The following is a 21,565-nucleotide window of genomic DNA, read 5'->3' on the forward strand; positions in this document are numbered from 1 at the left end:
GCCCCAAAAGAGTAGGAGTTGATGTATTTAAAAATAAAAAATCCCTCTTAAGAGGGATTTCAAAAGTTTACGATATCGCTTGGTTTTCTTTCTCTACATGATTGTCTTCCCAACACTCTGTATTTTTTAAGTTGGGGATAGAACTTGCACGGAAAATGGGATCTTTTCCAGCTTTTCTTTGTTTTATATAGTCTGCTAAAGTCGCATATACAAACTTGCTAAGAAGTGTAATCGCAATTAAATTTGTAAATACCATTAGTCCCATAAATAAATCAGCCATATTCCAAACTGTTTGAAGTGTTGCGATGGATCCGAATAGTATCATTCCAACAACTGCAATACGATAAATCAGTAGCCATAGTTTACTTTCTTTAATGAACGCAATATTTGTTTCCCCATAATAGTAGTTGCCTAGTAATGAACTAAAAGCAAATAAGAAAATAATAATGGCTAAGAAACTGCTTGCCCATGGGCCAATTTGTGAACTTAATGCGTTTTGAGTTAATTCAATACCTTCTAAGTTTGTTGCTTTATATGCTCCAGAGCACAATACGATAAACGCCGTTGAAGTACATACTAAGAATGTATCTACAAAAACACCGAGTGCTTGAATGAATCCTTGTTTTGCAGGATGCGATACATCTGATGTCGCGGCAGCGTTTGGAGAACTCCCCATACCAGCTTCCGTTGCGAATAAACCGCGCTGAATTCCATACTTCATTGCAGCTCCAATCCCGCCGCCGATCGCTTGCTCTAAACCAAAAGCACCTTTAAATATTTCTAGAAAAACATCTGGCAATATATAGTAATTTTTAATAACAACAAAAACGGCAACACCGATATAAACGATTGCCATTGGAGGTACGATTGTTTCGGAAATACGTGCAATACTTTTAATACCACCAAAAATAATAATCGCCACTAATACAGCTAATACGATCCCTATTACATAACGTTCCACACCGAAAGCATTTTTAAATGCTAATGTTACTGTATTAGCTTGTACAGAGTTGAAAATTAATCCGTAAGTAACGGTAATGAGGAGTGAGAACCAAACGCCCATCCAGCGCTTCTTTAAACCTCTCTCCATGTAATAAGCAGGACCTCCGCGAAATCTGCTTCCGTCTTTTACTTTGTAAATTTGTGCAAGCGTACATTCTACAAAGCTTGTAGCTGCACCAATAATCGCGATGAACCACATCCAAAATACGGCCCCAGGTCCTCCCATTGAAATCGCGAGTGCCACACCAGCTAAGTTTCCGATTCCGATGCGAGCTGCTGCACTTAAACAAAATGCTTGGAATGCAGATATACTACCTTTTTTCTTTGTTTTTCCACTAAATCCATCACTTATTAATCGTATCATTTCGCCAAAATGGCTAATTTGTACAAATTTCAATTTAAAGGAAAAATAAAGCCCAAGGCCGATTAACATTGCAAGAAGAATATATGTCCATAAAATGTTATTCGTCATCCCAAGAAATCTACTAAAGGTTTCTATCATATAATGCACTTCCTTTTCTAGTTATAAGAAAAGTATATTCAAAAAATATAAGAGAATCAAATTATGAATAAAATTAACTTAAAAAAGCGATAATATATTAATTGTTAAAATTATTTTGTTTTTACTAAATAATTTTAAAATTCGATTGGATTGAAATTATCTCTTGATCGATACTAAAAGAAGTATGTGCATAACAATGGAGAAGTATACAAATTTGAAGTGATTGGATGAAGAAGGTAAAGAAATAAACGAGGAATGAGACAAAGAATCAAGCGGATGGTTTTTGCTTTTTTGGAGATACTCCTTATGAAATGTATGTAGGAAAGAGTATTTTGCACCATTGAATGGAGAATGTTTCGGAGACTCGGTTTAAATAGAATAGGTTATATTGTGAGTTTGCGCGTATGCTACAATAAAAGGAGTATGTGGCATAAGGAAGTGGAAGCATGGATGGATTACAATTTGTTCAATCTTATATTGTGAAAAGTGCAGAAAAGATAGATCATTTATATATACGTAAAGAAAAAGTATTTACGCTATTTGAAGAAGAATTACAGAGAAAAAAATCATGATATCGTATTGCCGGTTATTTCGTATCAGAGTGCAGGAAGACTTTTTTCCAAAAAGAAAAATAAGTGGGTAGACCCATTTGAGCGCCAGGAATTATCGAGATTCATTGGTTATACAGATTGTTTAGAAGCAGAATCAAATATTAAGTTATTTGTAAACTGGTTACGCAGAATGACAATGATTCAAATTCAAAAGAGGAAAAAGATTGGGGAGTTAGATGCCACTTTACATGCAGTTGAAGAATTTATGCGAGGGCTCGCCAAAGATAATGAAACGGTAAGTATGGTGTATGATTTTGAAGAAGAAGAAGTCATTGTACAATTAGGTGAACAATCGATACCGTTGCGTTTAATGAGTGCTGGATATAGAAGTGTAATTGGGATGGTAGCTGATCTTGCTTTCCGTATGTCACTTTTAAATCCGCAGCTTAAGGAGATGGCAGTAAAAGAAACGCCAGGTGTTGTTCTAATTGATGAGTTAGATCTACATCTTCATCCAAAATGGCAATGGAAAATTGTTGAGGATTTAAAGCGAACGTTTCCTAAAGTACAATTTATCGCAACTACACATGCGCCAATTGTAATATCTTCATGTAAGCAAGGCGAAATCATTCAATTATATGAAGATAATGGAATCATTAGGAATGAAAATCAAAATAGCCCGTATGGTTGGCAAACGGAAGATATTTTATTAAATGTCATGGGAACTGTGAACCGTGTGCCTGCTGTCCAAAAAAAGATTGAAGAAGTAAAAAAATTATACGCTCAAAAACTACAAAGAAAGTTAACGGAAGAAGAATTGATTCTGAAGCAACTTACAGCTGAGGCTATATCGTATGTTGCCAGAAGACGATCCTGCTGTGACTTTAGCAAAGTTAGATGCATTGGATGAAATGAAAAAGGTAAATCGTAGTACAATCCCAGATAGTTTAAGAATAAATGGTGGTAAATGGACGGCCGACCTGCTAGCGGCCATTCAGCAAGCTGGAGAATTTAGTAAGGTATCATCCTCTTTAAAAAATAACTACAATCAACCAGATGTCAAAGCAGCTTTAGAAAAGATGTATAACTGGAAATGTTGTTATTGTGAAAAGTACCTTGGTATTGAAAGTTATGAACATATCGAGCACCGGAAGCCAAAGGCGCTTCCTAAATTTCATCATTTAACATATGAATGGAATAATTTACACTGGTGTTGTCAAAAGTGTAATATGGCTAAAAAAAATCAGTGGGATGATGAATACCCTATTCTTGACCCGGCAGTAGACGACCCGAAAGAGTACTTAACATTTGATATTATAACCGGAGAAATTGTCCCTATTCAAAATCAAAAACGTGGAGAAACAACTATTAAGCACGCCGATTTGAACAGGGACAAACTTGTTCGAGCTAGAGAACGGATAAGCCAAAAGGTAATGGCAACCATTCTTAGGGCAAAGTCTACACCAACACCCGAAGATGAAGCATTCTATAAAGAAAGTTTACTAGAATTAACAAATGAAGAAACGGATTTTTCATCCTTTATGGAACAGATTGTGGGGGAGTATTTGTAGGATTGGTGGAGGTAACTTCCTATATAAGTTGATTTAGCGTGACCCAATAAAGTGGAACAAGGGTAAAATACCCCCATTGTCGGTAGATATAGCGACCAGTTGGAGGTGTTTTTCTGTGGGGAAAAAGAAAAATTTTTATAACAGAATTTAGAATGAATGTTGATGGTTCAATTTGTTCATAAAGGTTGTTCTAAGCAGTAGTTATTAGGTTGTATTCTGGTTAAATCATACTTGACTAATCGGAATGATGAGTTTACACTTATTGTTAATTAAATATAAGAGTTGACTAGACCACTAGAGACTTTATTTCATTTTTTGGAATAAGTCTCTTTTTGTATTTAAAGGGGGGATGCCTGATATAAAACAGTTTTGTCACAGTAATTTTCATATGAACGGGGTGGGGAAAATGAAGAAAAAGAAAAGCATCCTTTATATTTATGTTGTAACAATATTGAGCGCATTAACCATTTTAACTGGATGTAACTTAGGAAATAAAGAAACAGCCGGAAAAGAAAAAGGAGATAAAACAATTAGGATTGGCTATCAAAAAGGGAATACGCTTAACATTTTAAAAGAGAAGGGTTATTTAGAAGATAGGTTAAAAAAAGAGGGATATAAGGTAGAATGGAAGCTTTTTACAACAGGTGGATTGCTGATGGAAGCTTTGGCTACTGAAAATATTGATTATGGGCATGGAGCGGATGGCCCTGGTATTGTTGCTCAAGCTACAAATAAACCAATTGTCTATGTAGGCGCTGATAAACCGAATCCTGAAGGTGTAGGATTAATGGTAGCGAAAGATTCTGGCATTACAAAAATAGGAGAATTGAAGGGGAAAAAGATTGCAGTAGTAAAAGGTGGCAATCACCACTATTTAACGGTATTAGCATTAGAAAAAGAGGGGATAAAGTTAGAGGAAGTTCAATTTGTTTACACGAAAGATGCTTCTGAAGGAAGGGCGTTATTTGAAACAAAACAAGTAGATGCGATTGCTTCATGGGATCCGTTTTTTGCGGGGCTTGAAAATGACTTAAAACCAATCACTCTTACAGATGGTGGTAATGAATATCCAAATCGGACTTTTTATTTTTCTAATCATGTTTTTTCTAAGAAACACCCTGAGTTAATTAAAATTATTTTAGAAGAAACAAACAAATCGGATGTATGGGCGAACAAACATAAAAAAGAGGTAGTTCAACTTCTTGCGAAAACGCTTGGTTTAAAAGAGGAGATTTTAGAAAGAGCAATTGAGAGAAGACAGTATGGTGTAGATAACATTTCAGAAGATATCATTCAACCACAGCAAAAGCAGGCAGATGTTTTTTACCGCATCGGATTAATATCTAACAAAATTTCTGTAAAAGATGTGATGCCAATTCAAAATGCTTGGGCGCCAAACTTAAATGATAAATAGGGGGAGATTAGAATGAAAAATAAATTTATTTATAACGTATTACCTTGGATTCTCCCTGTTATTTTGCTTATTCTTTGGCAATTGATCTCTACATTTGAAGTTATATCAACAAATTTATTCCCATTGCCACTCACGGTATTGCAGTCTGCTTGGACATTAATAACGAGTGGGCAATTATTGTACCATATGGAAGCGAGCTTAGGTCGGGCGTTAATCGGGACAATGATTGGCGGGACGATTGGATTTTTGCTTGGTGTGTCAAATGGAGTATCTAAGGTTTCGCACCGCGTTTCAGATACGACAATTCAAATGATACGAAATGTGCCGCATCTGGCTCTAGTACCGTTAGTAATTATATGGATGGGAGTCGATGAAGGGGCGAAAATCTTTTTAGTTGCACTTGGCGTAATGTTTCCGGTTTACATTAATACGTATCATGGCATTCGTACAGTTGACCCAGGGTTTATTGAGATGGGGAAAATGTATGGCTTAAATAGATGGCAGCAGTTTACAAGAATATTATTACCAGGAGCATTACCGTCTATTTTTTTAGGAGTGCGCTATGCGCTTGGTGTGATGTGGTTAACTCTTATCGTTGCAGAAACATTGGCTACGCAAAGAGGAATCGGTTATTTAGCCACAAATGCAAGGGAGTTCATGCAGGCAGATATTATCATTATTAGTATTGTATTATATGCCTTATTTGGAAAAACGGCAGATTTATTAGCGTACTGGGGAGAAAGAAAAGCGCTTAGATGGCATCCAAATTACAGGAAACAATAGGAGGGAGTATATGTCAAAGGCAGCGACTGAACTTGAAGTTTCAGAAGGGCTAGAAAGTGGTGTTCAAATTAGTTTAAAACATGTAGAGAAAAGATTTGAACAAACAGAGGTATTAAAAGGGATCAATTTAAACATTCATTCAGGAGAATTTGTTGCAGTAGTCGGGAAAAGTGGGAGTGGAAAAAGTACACTATTACGATTAATTGCAGGGGTAGAAGCGCAGACTTCGGGAGAATTATTATTTAATCATGTTTCAGTAAAAGATTCAAAAGTAAAAGTGACAATGATGTATCAAGATTCTAGGTTGTTACCTTGGGAGAAAGTTATAAATAACGTTGCGTTAGGAATAAAGGATGATTGGGAACGAAAGGCAGAAGAAGCATTAGAAGCTGTTGGCTTACTTTCTTTAAAAAAGGAATGGCCTGCCACGTTATCTGGTGGCCAAAAACAACGTGTTGCATTAGCGAGAGCGCTCGTTCATGAGCCAACTCTATTACTATTAGATGAACCGCTTAGTGCCTTAGATGCGCTGACGAGACTTGAAATGCAAAATCTAATTGAAACAATATGGCTAAAGAATAAATTTACAACCATTTTGGTGACACATGATGTGAGAGAAGCAGTACGATTAGCGGATCGAATTATATTAATTGAAGATGGCTATATCTCTATGAATATTGTAAATCAAGCACCTCGCCCTAGAAGACTATCAGATACCTTGCTTAATGCATTAGAAAATAAAGTGCTTGAGAAAATTGTTGGGGAAGCTTAAAAAGAAAAAATAGTTTGCATTTTTGACGGAAGGAGTACAATGTATTTTGTGTAAAACTATTTTTAAATTGTAGAAAGTCATTTTTACGAAATGATTTTAAATTTTTTCTAAAGAAAACTCAAAATTTGACGGTTTGTATTAAGGGCTGATATGTAGTATTTTTAATGTGCGTTCACTTGTCACCGCTCCAAACAAGCTATAAAATACTTTAAAAAAGTAAAGGGCTATTTCGGTTTGAAATAGCTTTTTTGTTTGGGGATTGCGAACTTTGTCGACTGGTCGATATGTTGTGTCGAATCACCGATATATTCGGAGTTGTGTTCGATATAATCGGAGAATCGCTGATATATTGAGTAGAACGGTTAATATTGTTTTATTGATTATGATTATTGTTATACGAATGCATATTTTCTTTTTGGTGTTTCGTAGTAACATACAATCTATCGAAATTGGATTAGGCATAAATTGTACACTAACTTCGCAGAAATAAAATATTACAGGACTTCCTCATGTATCATAAACTTGACTTTACTAGTTATATATAGCCCCATGTAGATTGAATCCAAACAATAAAATTGTAGGGAACAGAAGTATAATGTTTAAAATTCTAAAAGTGAAAGAGGATGATTATGGTGGGAGAAAAAGAAATCAGTTTGATTCTTTCTCATATGATTATGAATGTGATAGAGCAGCATGTTGCTTTTAAATGGGAACCTACAAAAGAACCGTTTATCAGTCCGTACACGGGAAGAGTAAGCTATGATTATTCTGGGGAAGTCAAAAAAATGACAAAAGAGGATCTAATGGAGATTGAAAAGACATTGGGTGAAAATAATGTTTCCTCTTGTTATGGTTCTAAATTGGATGAGTTGTTAGATACAATTCATATTAATAGCTGGACAGCCACTTGCACATCAAACTTCGGAAAACATTGGATCAGTTTTAAAGATTTAGTTGAGGAAAAGTATAACGAATGGAAGTATGCGAACTTTGAGTTATATGATGAAGAAGGCAATGAAATAAACGAAGAGTTAGAAGAAGAGCTGGACGACTTGTTTGTTTCCTTTTTGCGGAATACTTCGCATGAATTTTATTTAAGGAAGCTGTTGCAGAGGATGGAGTGATTAGTTCAATATCAGATTGAAGGAAGCTATCAATTTTGTGTTTCACAAATGAGTGAGCACTGGAGTATGCAGAAAGATATACACACTTGAATTGTATTTGTATACAATGGGATTCTTAATAAGAAAGGATTTAAAAGATAGTTTCGGTATTGTAAATGAAGCTATCTTTTTTATTATCTATTAGTGATGATAATTTTGAATGGTATCGTTTCGTATCACTTGAAGAGATTGAATTCTAAAGCCCTGGTGATGCTTATAGAAATAAAAATGTTCTCTATTATAGAAGGGGGGATCTATATGTTATAACAAGAAGAAAATTTACGAATGGTTGCTTGGAAGACAGAATGAATTAGTCAGCTTGCTTTAATTACACATTCTTTAATGAAAGATGACTTATACACTAAAGAGGATGTTGTAGAAGAGTTGATGAAGATTATAAATAGAGAAATATCAGATACTCCAGAATTTTATTGAATGATATTTTGCTGGGAATAAGTGATGGTTTAGAAATGTATTAGGTTAAATGTACCTGAATTTTCGATAATGAATTGTAAGAGAACCTATTATTTTTGCAAAATAGGTTCTCTTATCTTTTATGTAATATAGAGAACAGTATTAACTTTCCATTTTAAAATTGTATAATATAGTTCTGATAATGTATTGATTTTAGGTTTCGGAGGGAATTATGAGTGAATATTAATGAGTTGCAAAAAGTAGACAAACGTACTATAAAGATTTGGAATATAGGAGATACCATTAAGTTTCTTATATTTACTGCATTTATTGTAGTGGTACAGTACATTTTAAAGGATTATAAATTTGTACAAAAGCTTTGTTTAGTAGGATATTTTGCAAATGTGGGGCTTTATATTCAAAATATCTTTTTTAATTATCTTCTATTTAAAAATAAGTTATATAAAATAACAGAAGAAAATATTTGCATCTATAAAAAAGGAATAATCAATGAAGAGATCCGGATCCCTATCTTCCGCGTTCAGCATATGAACATTTCTCAAACATACATATCAAGGTGGTTTGAATTATATGAATTAACAGTGTATACCGCAGGTGATTGCAACACTATTGGATTTATTTCCAAAGAAGCAGCCGATGATATTATGCAACAGGTTCAGCAGTTTCTTCGCGGAAAGGAGGATATGAATGCACCAAAAATTGAGAATGCGTAATCATCCTATCGAATTATTGTATATTAACTTTACTAAAATTAAGGATCATCTATATCCACTCCTTACAACACTTATTGCTACATTAGGGATTAATGGGAAATGGGAGAGGTTCGCTTATTATGGTTTTACAATTCTTGTAAGTTATATCCTATTGAAATCATTTTTGATTTGGAAAAATAATGTATTTATCTTTTATGAAGATATACTTTCTGTGAGAGAAGGGGTATGGAGTAAAGAATATAGCGATATACATTATTCTAAGGTTAAATCAATCAGTATAGATCGTACGTTTGTGAAAAGAATACTAAACGTATCCAATGTTAATATAGAAACAGTTGGTGGCGACACAATTCAAATAGTTGTTTCCAATAAAAAGTTATCTTACATAAAAAGTATATTAAACAAGCGTATTAACAAAGTTGCAAAAGAAACGCAAAATACAAATTTCTTTAAGCTAAAAGATTATATATTAATAGCGACAACAAATCTTAAACTCTTCTGGGGTTCTATTCTGCTAACCTTAACTACATCCCAACAAGTAATTAAGTATTTAGGACTTGGAGAAAATACGGAAAAAAATAAGAGACAAGAAAACTTGTTTTCCTTTGATTTTACAGAAGATAGTATACATATAAATTTAAGTCAAGACTTTAAGAATGATATTCAAGGACTCTTGCTTTCAAGCGGAACTGTTAAAACAGTACTATCTTTTATTTGTGTTATTTTTATCATCACTACGATAGCTTGGTGTATATCAATAATTATTACGTTCTTTACGTATAAAAATTTCAAGTTTCAAAGAAGTACATTTGGTATTGATATCTCATATGGGTTAATTAATAAAAAAGAGGTATCTATTGCAAAACACGATATTAGAGCAGTTGAAATTGCTCAACCATGGATTTATCGTTTGTTTGGATATAGTAAAATACATTTACAACTTATTGGAAATAGCTCTAGAAAATCGAAAATTGTTCTTATTCCGTCAATTCAAAGTAGTGAAGTATCATCATTATTCACAAAATATTTGCCTGATTTTTCAATGCCTAAATGTATAGAGAAAGTACATACTATTGCATTTTTAAAACCAGCAGCAGTTAAAATCATAAAGATCGGATTGCTTATGCTTGTATTATGGTTATTCACAAACCTTCAAGTGAAATATGGGGTATTACTTTTCCTATACATCTTTGGAATGGAATTTCTAAAAAATAAACAGAAAGGTTTTTCTTTTGAGGAAAAACAAATTACTATTCAAACTACTAGACGTGGTACTGTTCGTAAGGTTATTTATTTGAAAAAATTTATAGAAACTACAGGTGTATCAGAAAATACTTTAGAGAGAAAATTAAGCTTGGCTACGTATGAAATGGCTGTCTTTTCGGAAAGAGTAAATGATGTTAGAAAAATCCGTTGCGCTACAAATATTTATAAGAAGGAATTTTTAGAATACCTTAAACAACATAAAGAGGGACATTTAGCGAAAGATATTTGATAGGGTATACTCAATTAAAAGAAAAAACATCACAGGAGGAAATCAACAAACGAAGTATTTAAGGAAGAAGCTGTCTCCAAAAAATCGTGAAAAATGACCTTTTGGAGGCAGCTTCTTTTATATTATCGACTTTAGTCAGTTGAGCCTGAGGAAGGCGAAACATAAAACCCCTCACTATGCAAGTGGGAAATAGAAGTTATAAAATTATAATAGAGAGTGTTCAAGTCTCTGTAATAAGGAAGGAAAGTGAGAATCTTTGGCTAATAAAGCGAATAGTTTGGCACACACAAAATGAGCGTGTAAGTACCATGTAGTCTTCACTCCAAAGTAGAGACGAAAAATAATTTACGATCAATATAGAAAGAGTGTTGGAGAAATTTTAAGAACGTTATGTAAATACAAAGGTGTAGAAATTATAGAAGGTCATTTGATGCCAGATCATGTGTATACGTTGGTGAGTATCCCACCCAAGCTGTCTGTTTCAAGTTAAAAGGAAAGAGTTCACTTATGATATTTGATAAACATGCAAACTTAAAATATAAATTTGGAAATAGATATTTTGGAGCAGAAGGATATGATGTGAGTGCAGTGGAACTAAATGAAATAACAATAAAAAAATATATTTAGGACCAAGAGAAACTATTTTTGATAGAATATTCATACGATACTTTTATGTTCAAAATTCTGAAAAAAACCATAAGACAGATTATACATAAAGTATTGAAAAATAATTATTTTATAGAATTGAATAAAGGGGGGAACATGAGTAATCTAGAAAATTTCTATTAAAAAGGGAAGCGATAAAATAGTGGAAATGACAAAACAAGATGAGAAACGGCAAAACATATTAGAAGTTCTTGAATAATCTGGATACGGAAGTAGGGGATGGAAAAGAGATGGATGTGCATTATAAGTCAAAGCATTGGCAACAAATGAAAGATGGGATCAATGAGATTACAAAAGATGCAATCATGAAATTACGGCAGGCAGATGAACTTTTAGAAGATATACAAGAGCGAATACAAGACTTAGATTCAGATAGATGTATTGATTTTCATCATAGAAAACAAGAAAAGAAAATAAATACATTACTTGAGGATTATACAACGCTGCAAAAATATTGTGATAAAGCAGGACAGATTGTATATGAACATATAGATGAACCGTTCTATAAAAAGATGGATGAATTTGCTCAAAAAATGAGAGACATATCCATTCGAGACTTTCAAACAAAAAATCGAATTGGTGCCAAAGCGAAAACAACATTACCAAGTAGCCATGCGTATGGGATCACGCAAACAATTACGACAAAAAAAGAAAAAATAACAGTAGATGACATTTTCAAAGATTCGCTGGCCTTTGATCACGTACTTCGCGCGCAGTATAAAGAAGTCAAAAAGCAAAATCCAGATGCGAAACTAAACTACAAAGAATATCGTCAACTAGTCCCATCTATGCGAGGATTTGAGTATACCTCTATAGAAGACGAACAGAAAAAATTAGAAACATGGCGTGATGTAGCAATCAGCGGAACACTTATCGTCACGACGATCTTCTGTCCGCCACTCGGAATCGCAGCCTCAGTTGTATACGGTGGCTTGCAAGTAAAAAGTGCCATCGAAGGGGAGGACTGGGGGACGCATCGAAAACTAAGTAAAGAAGAACAAGTAGAAGATGGCTTCTTCGGAGCACTCGACCTTATGCCAGGACTCGGTTTAGCAACAAAAGCATTCAAAGGAACAATCGACATCGGTCTTCTTACAAAACTCACAAAATTGAAAGAAGGAATCACTGATCTCAATCCAAGTATCGGAAAAAATGTGGTACAATCGTTAAAGGATAATGAGACGTTAAAGAATGCATTCCATACATGGAAAAAAACGAAAGTCCCCGTAGCAATCAGGTCAGCAGACACTGGAATGGGAATAAAAATTCCTTATATAGAACATGCAACTGTTGGAGAAATAGCAGAGAACTTTGCAAGAGTACGAAGAGCCGCTAAAGATGATGCTTATCAACTTGCGAAGGGGAATGGTGGTTCGGGAGTTAAGGGTACGGGTAATAATTCTTCGAGTAAGGATGTTTATGGACCTTATTATGATGAGGCAAAAAAATTACACGAAACTAACCCTGATTGGTATCCTAATCCTGATGAATCTACAATAGTAAAGGGTAAAGAACTAAAGGAAGCAAGAGCAGACTATCAAGCGTTGGTTAGAAGAGGGGAACTTGAAAAAGGTCACCATGTACAAGGTTTATCTTTTGGGGGAGAGAATGTAAGTTCAAATATAAAGAATACAGGAGAATCGACTATTCGTCGAGAGCAAATTGATGATTTGAATTTGGATTTTTATCATGAAATGGGTTATGGTAAAGAAAATGCTAAGGTACTAAAAATACATGAGAATGAAAAGGGGATTATTGTATTTGGTAATAATCCACAACATACTGAGGTTACTGTTTTTCAAAATAAAGTTCTGAAATGGCAACGAGAAAATGGAAAGAGATAATTTAATGAAAGTAGGTGCATTTATGGGAGAAACGAGAAATCTTATGAATAGTATATGGTTTGGAGAAAAAACAATTTTAGCTAAATCGGAAATAAAAGAAAAAATTTTAAAATCTGTAACAGAAACGGAAGTTTTATTTAACTTAATAGAATTATTTAAAACGGGAGATTTTACTCAAAAACCACTATTAGTTCAATTAATGAATCAGACTAAAGATGAAGCGGTTCTGAATTTATGTATTAGAGTATTTTTATCTGTCGCAACACATGAAGACTTAAGGGATTCAAATAATCTCCGTTTTCTTAGTGAGGTAACTGAAGAAACAGTAGACACTTTTGCATCAGCAGCCACAACCTCACTTTCTCTTGAGGTAATTCCATATTTATTGGCTTTACTTGAAGAGTGGGAGGAATTCAGTGATACAGCTACTATTATAAGAGACTCTATTGATTCCTTTATTAATTTTGAAGAGCAAATTGGTGAAGATGCAACTATAGATGAAATTGGAAATTTTTATTTTAAGTATTGTCAGGAAAAGGATACAAATAGTTATTATTTCCAACAGAATTTAGCTTTTCCTGGAGACTTAGCTAAAAAATTGATTCAGCGGGTTATGATTGCTGCTAATAATGAGGAGCAATTAAAAATGGAATTAATACCATCTTTATTATCAATTTGGACTGGTGAAAGAGTACCTGCGGATTACAACACTATTATTAGTGCAAGTAATTATAAAGATTTTATTGACTATATAAACGAACTTTCAAGTGAAAACTGGGAAAAGGGACAAAAATATTTTTACGGATATAAGCTTTAACTATAACCTATGAAAAACAAAGTATATGTGAAGTGGATAGGAAAAAATAATAGGGTGTTTGAAAATACATACTTCATGATGGTTGTACCATCATGGAGTACTGTGTGCAATGATAGAATAGAAAACGAAGTACGAGCTTAGGTGAGATAACATTTTATTTGGTGGCGAATATAAACACATGGAATGAACATGAAAGTAATGAACTCGTACAAGCTCGTAAGTTTTAATATAGTAGTTGTCATGACATACAAAAGGTGTCATACTGTTACTACAAAACTTACAAATTTATGCTACTTAAAAACGGATGGAACTTAAAGCACTTGATTGTCGACTAAAGGCAATGAGTGCTTTTTGCGTTTAAGGATAGAAATTAGTAGGTGCATTATAATTTTATAAGTGCATTAATTGTTAATTTTTATAGATTGTAATGGCTGTGAACAGTGTATGACGATAGTAGAGGAAAAAATAAAGGGTTGTGTTACTTTTTGAAGTCATCGTAAAGTACGTTTTAACGGATGGACGTTATGCACACGTTATCCGCAAAAAACGGGGAATCGTTACAGGGACTCAAATCACATCTGGTACAATCGTTAAAGGATCATGAGACGTTAAAGAATGCATTCCATACATGGAAAAAAACGAAAGTCCCGGTAGCAATCAGGTCAGCAGATACTGGAATGGGAATAAAAATTCCTTATATAGAACATGCAACTGTTGGAGAAATAGCAGCAAACTTTGCAAGAGTACGAAGAGCCGCTAAAGATGATGCTTATCAACTTGCGAAGGGGAATGGTGGTTCTGGAGTTAAGGGTACGGGTAACACTCCTAAGATAACGGAAATAAAAGAGGGAGATCTTGGGAAGCATATTATTAAAGGGAAAAATGGAAGGAAAGAACTTGCGCCAAATGTACGCTATATTACTGAGGATAGTTATAAATATACAACAGATGAGCTTGGTAGAATAGTAGATGTTGAGGCAGAAGAATTAATACTTCAAAAAGGAAAACGAAATACAGGAATGCAGGTAGCAGCAGGACGAGAAGATAGGTTGCCTGATGATGATGGTGGTCACTTGATAGGAACACAATTTCATGGATCCGGTGACATTGATAATTTAGTCGCTCAAAATAAACAAGTTAATCGTTCCGGTGGAGAATGGTATAGCATGGAGAAAGAATGGGCTAATGCTTTGAGTGAAATTCCACCGAAAAAAGTATATGTAAAGATTGAACCAGTTTATCAAGGAACTTCACTAAGACCAAATTATTTTGAGATAGTTTATGAAATAGAAGGAAAAGGGATATTTGAGAAGACGATTAGAAATCGCGCAGGAGGTTGATTAAAGTGGAAAAAGAAATGAATAAGTTGTATAGAGAAATAGCTGAAACAGTTAACGAAATGATTCCAGAAGAATGGGAGAAATTTTATTTTTATGCTCAGATATCGGAAACTGGGGGGGGAACTTACTTTTTTTATAATACACCTGAAAATAGACAATGCTTTAATTATAGTGTAAAAATTCCATTTAACTATGCTATTGATAAAGAAGAATTTAAAAAAAATAAAAGAAAGCTGTTTGAGTTGAGCGATGAATTAAGAAATGTTTTTAAAGATAATCAGCAAGAACTTTGGTACTCCTTTACAATGACTCTTGAGAGTAGTGGGAAATTTAAGATGCATTACGATTATACAAATTGGTTCGATACAGAATATAGTTTTAGTGACCAAATGATTATTTGGAAAAATAAATACTTAGGCGAAGTACCAAATGATGAAAATTATAAAGCGTTGATTGATAAGTATTATAGTGAATTTCCGAATAATCCTATTTAACTAAATAAAAGACAGAAAAATAATAGGCTGTTAAAAAGTATATACTTCATGATGGTTGTACCATCATGGAGTACTGTGTGCAATGATAGAATAGAAAACGAAGTACGAGCTTAGGCGAGATGACATTTTACTGAGTGATGAATATAAACACACGGAATGTATACGAAACTAACGAACTCGTACAAACTCGTAAGTTTTAACGTAGTAGTTGTCATGACATGTAAAAGGTGTCATACTGTTACTACAAAACTTACAAATTTATGCTACTTAAAAATAGATGAATTTAAAGCACTTGATTGTCGACTAAAGGCAACGAGTGCTTTTTTGCGTTTTAGGATAAAAATGAGTAGACACATTATAATTTTATAAGTGCGCTAAGTGTTAAATTTTTATAGATTGTAATGGCTGCGTACAGGGTATGACGATAGTAGAAGAAAAAATAAAGAGTTGTGTTATTTTTTGAATTCATCGTAAAGTACGTTTTAACGGATGGACGTTATGCACACGTTATCCGCAAAAAGCGAGTAAACGTTACAGGGACTCAAATCACATCTGGTACAATCGTTAAAGGATCATGAGACGTTAAAGAATGCATTCCATACATGGAAAAAAACGAAAGTCCCGGTAGCAATCAGGTCAGCAGACACTGGAATAGGAATAAAAATTCCTTATATAGAACGTTCAACTGTTGGAGAAATAGCAGAAAACTTTGCAAGAGTGCGAGCAGCCGCCAAAGATGATGCTTATCAACTTGCGAAGGGGAATGGTGGTTCGGGAGTTAAGGGTACGGGTAAAGGTAGTACTGTAAGTGAAGTTAAAACATTTGTGGACAAAGGGGAACAGTTTACAAATGGAAGAAAAAATAGGTTAAAGCCTGATATTAGGTATAAAACGGGAGAGTATGATTACTTTTACGAAACAGATAATCTTGGGAGAATTGAAAAATTTGAAACAGATAAGTTACAATTAACTGAGAGAGAAGAGATTATCACATAGCAAAAATACACCAGGAAAAGTAAAAGGACAAGACCATGCGGGGCATTTGGCAGGTGATAGGTTTGGAGGCTCGCCTAAAATTGACAATCTAGTTTCGCAATTATCTGATGTTAATTTAAAAAAATATAAAAAAGTTGAAGATAAATGGGCTGCAGCTTTAAAAGAAACACCACCCAAAAAAGTAACAGTTAAGGTTGATATAATATACTCTGGGAATGCTGTGCGTCCAGACAAATTTATAGTTAATTACACTATAGATGGTAAGCCAGGCAGTGCGAAATTTAAAAATTTATAAAAGGAGTGTAATGTAGTATGAAAGAATTTGAAGATAGATTTAGTGAATTGCAAGCTGATATGATATCCATATGTATGGAATATGTTGAAAATAGAGCCGATAAAGTATATGTTTACGCTTCATGTGAAGAAGATATGATATCTAGTAGTTTCTTTTATTTAATTAACAATAAGTATGTAGAGTGTCATAAGGTTAATGATGCATTGGAAAATGAAGAAGAAAAATATGATGTATCGCCAGAACGAATGTTTCAGGTGCTACAAATTATAGGTGAAGATATCGAAGAAATTGAAACATTATGCAAAGAATACGAAAAAGATATGCCAACTGAGATGAAATTAATATACGATGCTAAGAGTGGCAAGTTTAAAGCTGAATATAAGTATGATTTAATACATACAAATGAGGATGTAAAAACGGCTGATGATTTTGCTGATGAGTGGTTTGAGGAAGTAAAAAATAATAAACTTTAAAAAAATTATAGTAATAGATATATTTAAATTGAATTAATAACTCATGAAAGTTTTAGCATCCATTTGTAGAATAGCATTTGGATAGTATTTAGTGACTTATAAAGGTTACAGCATTTGCATACAGGAGTGACAAAGTATTGGCTGTAATTAATTTAAAACGTATTATGAAGTGTACAGGAAAATAATAGGCTGTTAGAAAGTACGTACTTCATGATGGTTGGACTATCATGGAGTACAATGTACAATGATAGAATAGAAAACAAAGTACGAGCTTAGGCGAGATGACATTTTACTAGGCGATAAATATAAACACATGGAATGGACATTAAACTAACGAACTCGTACAAACTCGTAAGTTTTAATATAGTATTTGTCATGATATACAAAAGGTGTCATACTGTTACTACAAAACTTACAAAATTAATGCTACTTAAAAACATATGAACTGAAAGCACTTGATTGTCAATTAAAGGCAACAAGTGCTTTTTTGCGTTTTAGCGTAGAAATTTAAAAGAGCAATATAATTTTATAAGTGCATTAAGTGTTAAATTTTTATTGTTGTTTTATAGATTGTAATGGCTATGTACAGCGTACGACGATAGTAGAGGAAAAAATAAAGGGTTGTATTATTTTTGGAAATCATCGTAAAGTACGTTTTAACGGATGGACGTTATGCACACGTTATCCGCAAAAAACGGGGAATCGTTACAGGGACTCAAATCACATGTGGTACAATCGTTAAAGGATCATGAGACGTTAAAGAATGCATTCCATACATGGAAAAAAACGAAAGTCCCCGTAGCAATCAGGTCAGCAGACACTGGAATGGGAATAAAAATTCCTTATATAGAACGTTCAACTGTTGGAGAAATAGCAGAGAACTTTGCAAGAGTACGAAGAGCCGCTAAAGATGATGCTTATTAACTTGCGAAGGGGAATGGTGGTTCGGGAGTTAAGGGTACGGGTAAAATTGATTATGATTTAGCTAAAGATTATATTAGAGATGTAGAGTCAAAAACAGGATTGAAGCTTCATAAAAACCAAATAGAACAATTAAAGGCTGCTCTAAGGGAACATAAGTATGAAAAAATGACGCCATTGGAAACGTTAAAACACAGAAATAAATTTAACAGTGTGAAAAACAAATTGATAAGTGAATGGGAAGAAAAAACAGGTCAAACATGGCCAAGATATACTGAGGAAGTTTATGATAAAAAAGGTAGAGTAGCAAGGGATATTGGGCAATCCTATGATGCGCATCATATTATAGAGAATAATTTTGGTGGGCCTCATGAATGGTGGAATATACATCCAGCTAAGTTTCCTGATGAACATCAGGCAGGAATTCATGGTAAAGGGTCACCATCAAATAAATTATTTCCAAGGAGGTAGTTTTTATGGCTACATTTGATTTTATAAAAAATAGTCATCATAAGTTTTTTAAATTACAAGAAAATGAACTTATAGTGGCAGAAGAGAGACTTGGATTTACATTTCCTAATGAACTTAGAAATTTTTACTTAGAAGTTGGCTATGGTTTTATAAAAGGAAATAATGTGGATGCAATAAATAGAATAATGGATCCAGATACTATAGCGGATATTACATTGAGAGAAGGTATTTACGAGTTTGATCCAGATTTAGAGGGAATATACGAGGAAGAAGATAAATTAGTTTTTTATGAAGTAAACGAGGGTGTATATTTAACACTTGATTTGAATACACCTCAACAAACTCCTGTATATTTTTTTGAGACTCAAATAGCTGATTCATTGGAGGAATTTATACGAAAAATTAATCAAGATACTGAATACTTTGTGGATATGGTTGATTAATGCTCTATAGTATAGATTAAAAGTCTTCAGTAATAAGTAAACAAACGAGATTGGTTATAGTAGCTTTATAAGTATTATAGTCATCGATACTACTCGATGTATACTTTACACACGAGAATGACAAAGTTCGTGATGCTAAAGTTAAATATACACTGGCACATAAGACAAGCAAACGAAAAAGTACTTTTTTTGAAGTGGACAGAAAAAGAATAGGCTGTTAAAAAGTATATACTCTATGATGGTTGTACCATTATAGAGTATTACGTGCAATGATAGAATAGAAAATAAAGTAAAAGCTTAGGTGAGATAGCATTTTATTTGGCGATGAATATAAACATATGGAATGTATATTAAACTAACGAACTCGTACAAACTCGTAAGTTTTAACGTAACACTTGTCGCCACATGTAAAAGGTGTCATATTTGTGCTACAAAACTTACAAATTTATGCTATTTAAAAATACATGAACTTAAAGCACTTGATTGTCGACTACAGGCAATGAGTGCTTTTTTTATTGAAAGGTATACTATAAATTTAAAGGAATTATTTTTATGAATTAAAGCTAACAAAAATTACTAGTATTATATAACTAGAACTACATTAGTCAAAGGTGTGGAAATACTGCCAGATGGAAGTGTCGCTAGAACTGGCACGAACTATATCGGAAAATTCCAAGAAGCCCATGATACCTCAAAGGCGAGTATTTAGAGTAGGATCTCGAATTTGGAGAGTGGTCGGGTTAAGGGTACGGGTGAAGCTACACCTAAAAAGAAAAATGTACCGGATTGGCTTAAAGAGCGATGGGAAGCAGGGAATAATTTTAATAAGGAAAATCGTCCTCGTTACCCTTATAATGAGGTAGAGTTGGAAGCAAAAGAAGTAGGGGGTAAAAAATACGTAGTTGACTCATATGCACACAATAAGGAAATGGTATTCAGAAAATTCACTTAACTTAGTGAAGTGCAAGAAAAAACAGCTAAGAGTTATTTAAATGAAATTATAAAAAATATCCTTCAGGTTCTAAAATATCAAATGGTCCTTTTAACCCTAACGCTCTCAAAGGGGAGCGACTTAAAGGTGAGTTAATATTAGAAGTACCAGTTCAAAATAAACCAATTCCGCAAACGATTCTTGATGAAGCAACAAAAAATAGGATTATTATTAGGGATATTAAAGGGAAGGTGTATAATTGACTATGAAAATTTATTATTGTGACGAATGGTCGGACATTAAAAAGAAGCCTTGGAATATTCTAGATGACTGTGATGCATACACATACCATCAAAAACATGAACCATATACGGCGGTATTAACTGAAGATGAAAACCTTAAGTATATTGTAAATGTTACAAATGAATGGGTTTCGGTGGGATTTTATGATGACTTGATTCGTAAGTATTTAAATTATGATTTTGAAGTTATGAGTGACAGTAAGATATTTTTAAGAACAGCTACGTATTGGGAATATGATGATGAAACTGATACAGAAGTAAGTAGCTTGATTTTGGGATTCCGAGAAAATGGCTATATAGCAATGGAAAAAAGGGATTTAAAGACTGGTTTAGTCGAGGAGCGTGAGATTAGCGATACCCTTGAAAGAAACTGGGATGTATTTCCTGAATTTGGTCATTACATTCATTTGTGTAGAGAGGAAAGATAATGTTTTTAGGAGCATTCTATAGTGCCAAAGCTATCTATAAGAAAGGTGTTATATATCACTAACACATAAGGCAAGCGAACTAAAGATAATTAAAATATTGAATTAGAAAAAAGAAAAATGATATATTTGAAAATAGAGACTCCATGAAGGTAATACCCTCATAGAGTACTATGTGCAATGATAGAATAAGAAAACGAGGTACGAGCTTAGGCGAAATGACATTTTACTGGGTGATGAATATAAACACATGGAATGTATATTAAACTAAAGAACTCGTACAAGCTCGTAAGTTTTAACGTAATAGTTGTCACGACATATAAAAGATGGCATACTTTTACGATAAAACTTACAAACTTAGTGCTACTTAAAAACATATGAACTGAAAGCACTTGATTGTCAATTAAAGGCGACAAGTGCTTTTTTGCGTTTTAGCGTAGAAATTTAAAAGAGCATTATAATTTTATAAGTGCATTAAGTGTTAAATTTTTATTGTTGTTTTATAGATTGTAATGGCTATGTACAGCGTACGACGATAGTAGAGGAAAAAATAAAGGGTTGTATTATTTTTGGAAATCATCGTAAAGTACGTTTTAACGGATGGACGTTATGCACACGTTATCCGCAAAAAACGGGGAATCGTTACAGGGACTCAAATCACATCTGGTACAATCGTTAAAGGATCATGAGACGTTACAGAATGCATTCCATACATGGAAAAAAACGAAAGCCCCCGTAGCAATCAG

Annotated in this window: 22 protein-coding genes and 3 pseudogenes; 24 read left to right on the forward strand and 1 reads right to left on the reverse strand. The window is 33.6% G+C overall.

Annotation, left to right across the window (positions count from 1 at the left end; translation table 11 throughout):
• Positions 1–67: 67 nt before the first annotated feature.
• A complete protein-coding gene (locus MR058_RS00740; protein ID WP_242141958.1) occupies positions 68–1,504 on the reverse strand; it encodes an alanine/glycine:cation symporter family protein in 1,437 nt (478 codons plus the stop codon).
• A 446-nt stretch (positions 1,505–1,950) separates the two neighbouring features.
• Here MR058_RS00740 and MR058_RS23240 point away from each other — a divergent pair, with 446 nt between their 5' ends.
• The 24 genes and pseudogenes from MR058_RS23240 (at position 1,951) to MR058_RS00850 (ending at position 20,822) form a co-directional block, all read left to right on the forward strand.
• The gene (locus MR058_RS23240; protein WP_277926656.1) at positions 1,951–2,076 is read left to right on the forward strand and encodes a hypothetical protein; all 126 of its coding nucleotides are present in this window, start codon (positions 1,951–1,953) and stop codon (positions 2,074–2,076) included.
• Positions 2,045–2,965 carry an AAA family ATPase gene (locus tag MR058_RS00745; RefSeq protein WP_242141959.1) on the forward strand — a complete coding sequence of 307 codons (921 nt, stop codon included), beginning with the start codon at positions 2,045–2,047 and terminating at the stop codon, positions 2,963–2,965. The genes MR058_RS23240 and MR058_RS00745 overlap by 32 nt, the downstream gene beginning before the upstream one ends.
• Positions 2,910–3,626: a retron system putative HNH endonuclease gene (locus MR058_RS00750; protein ID WP_242141961.1), complete on the forward strand. Its 717-nt coding sequence runs from the start codon at positions 2,910–2,912 to the stop codon at positions 3,624–3,626. The genes MR058_RS00745 and MR058_RS00750 overlap by 56 nt, the downstream gene beginning before the upstream one ends.
• 406 nt (positions 3,627–4,032) lie before the next feature.
• Positions 4,033–5,040: an aliphatic sulfonate ABC transporter substrate-binding protein gene (locus MR058_RS00755; protein WP_242141963.1), complete on the forward strand. Its 1,008-nt coding sequence runs from the start codon at positions 4,033–4,035 to the stop codon at positions 5,038–5,040.
• Positions 5,041–5,052: 12 nt separating this feature from the next.
• Positions 5,053–5,823, forward strand: a complete 771-nt coding sequence (locus MR058_RS00760; RefSeq protein WP_242141965.1) for an ABC transporter permease subunit — start codon at positions 5,053–5,055, stop codon at positions 5,821–5,823.
• Positions 5,824–5,833: 10 nt separating this feature from the next.
• Positions 5,834–6,595, forward strand: a complete 762-nt coding sequence (locus MR058_RS00765; RefSeq protein ID WP_242141967.1) for an ATP-binding cassette domain-containing protein — start codon at positions 5,834–5,836, stop codon at positions 6,593–6,595.
• 629 nt (positions 6,596–7,224) lie between these two features.
• Entirely contained in the window at positions 7,225–7,719 is a 495-nt protein-coding gene (locus tag MR058_RS00770; RefSeq protein WP_242141969.1) for a hypothetical protein, read from the forward strand.
• Positions 7,720–8,408: 689 nt separating this feature from the next.
• Positions 8,409–8,906, forward strand: a complete 498-nt coding sequence (locus tag MR058_RS00775; protein WP_242141971.1) for a PH domain-containing protein — start codon at positions 8,409–8,411, stop codon at positions 8,904–8,906.
• Entirely contained in the window at positions 8,881–10,401 is a 1,521-nt protein-coding gene (locus MR058_RS00780; protein ID WP_242141974.1) for a PH domain-containing protein, read from the forward strand. Before MR058_RS00775 ends, MR058_RS00780 begins: the two co-directional genes overlap by 26 nt.
• Positions 10,402–10,657: 256 nt before the next feature.
• Positions 10,658–11,025 (forward strand): annotated as a pseudogene (tnpA, locus tag MR058_RS00785) (IS200/IS605 family transposase); the annotation flags it as partial.
• A 272-nt stretch (positions 11,026–11,297) separates the two neighbouring features.
• Positions 11,298–12,911, forward strand: a complete 1,614-nt coding sequence (locus MR058_RS00790; protein WP_242142806.1) for a hypothetical protein — start codon at positions 11,298–11,300, stop codon at positions 12,909–12,911.
• A 4-nt stretch (positions 12,912–12,915) separates the two neighbouring features.
• On the forward strand, positions 12,916–13,728 hold the full coding sequence (gene imm47 / locus MR058_RS00795) for an Imm47 family immunity protein (protein WP_242141977.1): 813 nt from the start codon (positions 12,916–12,918) through the stop codon (positions 13,726–13,728).
• 578 nt (positions 13,729–14,306) lie between these two features.
• Positions 14,307–15,068 (forward strand): DNA/RNA non-specific endonuclease, encoded by a 762-nt coding sequence (locus tag MR058_RS00800; RefSeq protein ID WP_242142807.1) that lies wholly within the window; start codon positions 14,307–14,309, stop codon positions 15,066–15,068.
• A gap of 5 nt (positions 15,069–15,073) precedes the next feature.
• Positions 15,074–15,562 (forward strand): antitoxin YezG family protein, encoded by a 489-nt coding sequence (locus MR058_RS00805; RefSeq protein WP_242141979.1) that lies wholly within the window; start codon positions 15,074–15,076, stop codon positions 15,560–15,562.
• 156 nt (positions 15,563–15,718) lie between these two features.
• Positions 15,719–15,931, forward strand: a complete 213-nt coding sequence (locus MR058_RS23425; protein ID WP_313949151.1) for a hypothetical protein — start codon at positions 15,719–15,721, stop codon at positions 15,929–15,931.
• Between the two features lie 348 nt (positions 15,932–16,279).
• Positions 16,280–16,558, forward strand: a complete 279-nt coding sequence (locus tag MR058_RS00810) for a hypothetical protein (protein ID WP_242141980.1) — start codon at positions 16,280–16,282, stop codon at positions 16,556–16,558.
• Positions 16,533–16,853, forward strand: coding sequence for a DNA/RNA non-specific endonuclease (locus MR058_RS00815; protein WP_242142808.1), 321 nt, complete (start codon positions 16,533–16,535; stop codon positions 16,851–16,853). Before MR058_RS00810 ends, MR058_RS00815 begins: the two co-directional genes overlap by 26 nt.
• Positions 16,854–16,870: 17 nt before the next feature.
• Positions 16,871–17,326, forward strand: a complete 456-nt coding sequence (locus tag MR058_RS00820) for an immunity protein YezG family protein (protein WP_000657437.1) — start codon at positions 16,871–16,873, stop codon at positions 17,324–17,326.
• A 714-nt stretch (positions 17,327–18,040) separates the two neighbouring features.
• Positions 18,041–18,718 (forward strand): annotated as a pseudogene (locus MR058_RS00825) (hypothetical protein); the annotation flags it as partial.
• 5 nt (positions 18,719–18,723) lie between these two features.
• Positions 18,724–19,161 (forward strand): SMI1/KNR4 family protein, encoded by a 438-nt coding sequence (locus MR058_RS00830; RefSeq protein ID WP_000190066.1) that lies wholly within the window; start codon positions 18,724–18,726, stop codon positions 19,159–19,161.
• Between the two features lie 349 nt (positions 19,162–19,510).
• Positions 19,511–19,717, forward strand: a complete 207-nt coding sequence (locus MR058_RS00835) for a hypothetical protein (protein ID WP_242142809.1) — start codon at positions 19,511–19,513, stop codon at positions 19,715–19,717.
• 30 nt (positions 19,718–19,747) lie between these two features.
• Positions 19,748–19,867, forward strand: a pseudogene (locus tag MR058_RS00840) (hypothetical protein); the annotation flags it as partial.
• Between the two features lie 18 nt (positions 19,868–19,885).
• Positions 19,886–20,113 (forward strand): hypothetical protein, encoded by a 228-nt coding sequence (locus MR058_RS00845; RefSeq protein ID WP_242141983.1) that lies wholly within the window; start codon positions 19,886–19,888, stop codon positions 20,111–20,113.
• A gap of 244 nt (positions 20,114–20,357) precedes the next feature.
• Complete coding sequence (locus tag MR058_RS00850) at positions 20,358–20,822, forward strand: hypothetical protein (RefSeq protein WP_242141985.1); 465 nt, start codon at positions 20,358–20,360, stop codon at positions 20,820–20,822.
• Positions 20,823–21,565 lie beyond the last annotated feature (743 nt).

The organism is Bacillus cereus group sp. BfR-BA-01430 (assembly GCF_022663115.1).
In the GTDB taxonomy this organism is placed as follows: Bacteria; Bacillota; Bacilli; order Bacillales; family Bacillaceae_G; genus Bacillus_A; species Bacillus_A cereus_BD.

Excerpts from the sequence above, each read along its gene's own strand:
- MR058_RS00740 (WP_242141958.1), bottom strand. The coding sequence starts at position 1,504 with ATGATAGAAACCTTTAGTAGATTTCTTGGGATGACGAATAACATTTTA.
- MR058_RS23240 (WP_277926656.1), top strand. The coding sequence starts at position 1,951 with ATGGATGGATTACAATTTGTTCAATCTTATATTGTGAAAAGTGCAGAA.
- MR058_RS00750 (WP_242141961.1), top strand. The coding sequence starts at position 2,910 with ATGTTGCCAGAAGACGATCCTGCTGTGACTTTAGCAAAGTTAGATGCA.
- MR058_RS00755 (WP_242141963.1), top strand. The coding sequence starts at position 4,033 with ATGAAGAAAAAGAAAAGCATCCTTTATATTTATGTTGTAACAATATTG.
- MR058_RS00760 (WP_242141965.1), top strand. The coding sequence starts at position 5,053 with ATGAAAAATAAATTTATTTATAACGTATTACCTTGGATTCTCCCTGTT.
- MR058_RS00765 (WP_242141967.1), top strand. The coding sequence starts at position 5,834 with ATGTCAAAGGCAGCGACTGAACTTGAAGTTTCAGAAGGGCTAGAAAGT.
- MR058_RS00770 (WP_242141969.1), top strand. The coding sequence starts at position 7,225 with ATGGTGGGAGAAAAAGAAATCAGTTTGATTCTTTCTCATATGATTATG.
- MR058_RS00780 (WP_242141974.1), top strand. The coding sequence starts at position 8,881 with ATGCACCAAAAATTGAGAATGCGTAATCATCCTATCGAATTATTGTAT.
- MR058_RS00790 (WP_242142806.1), top strand. The coding sequence starts at position 11,298 with ATGGATGTGCATTATAAGTCAAAGCATTGGCAACAAATGAAAGATGGG.
- imm47 (WP_242141977.1), top strand. The coding sequence starts at position 12,916 with ATGAAAGTAGGTGCATTTATGGGAGAAACGAGAAATCTTATGAATAGT.
- MR058_RS23425 (WP_313949151.1), top strand. The coding sequence starts at position 15,719 with ATGTATACGAAACTAACGAACTCGTACAAACTCGTAAGTTTTAACGTA.
- MR058_RS00820 (WP_000657437.1), top strand. The coding sequence starts at position 16,871 with ATGAAAGAATTTGAAGATAGATTTAGTGAATTGCAAGCTGATATGATA.
- MR058_RS00830 (WP_000190066.1), top strand. The coding sequence starts at position 18,724 with ATGGCTACATTTGATTTTATAAAAAATAGTCATCATAAGTTTTTTAAA.
- MR058_RS00850 (WP_242141985.1), top strand. The coding sequence starts at position 20,358 with ATGAAAATTTATTATTGTGACGAATGGTCGGACATTAAAAAGAAGCCT.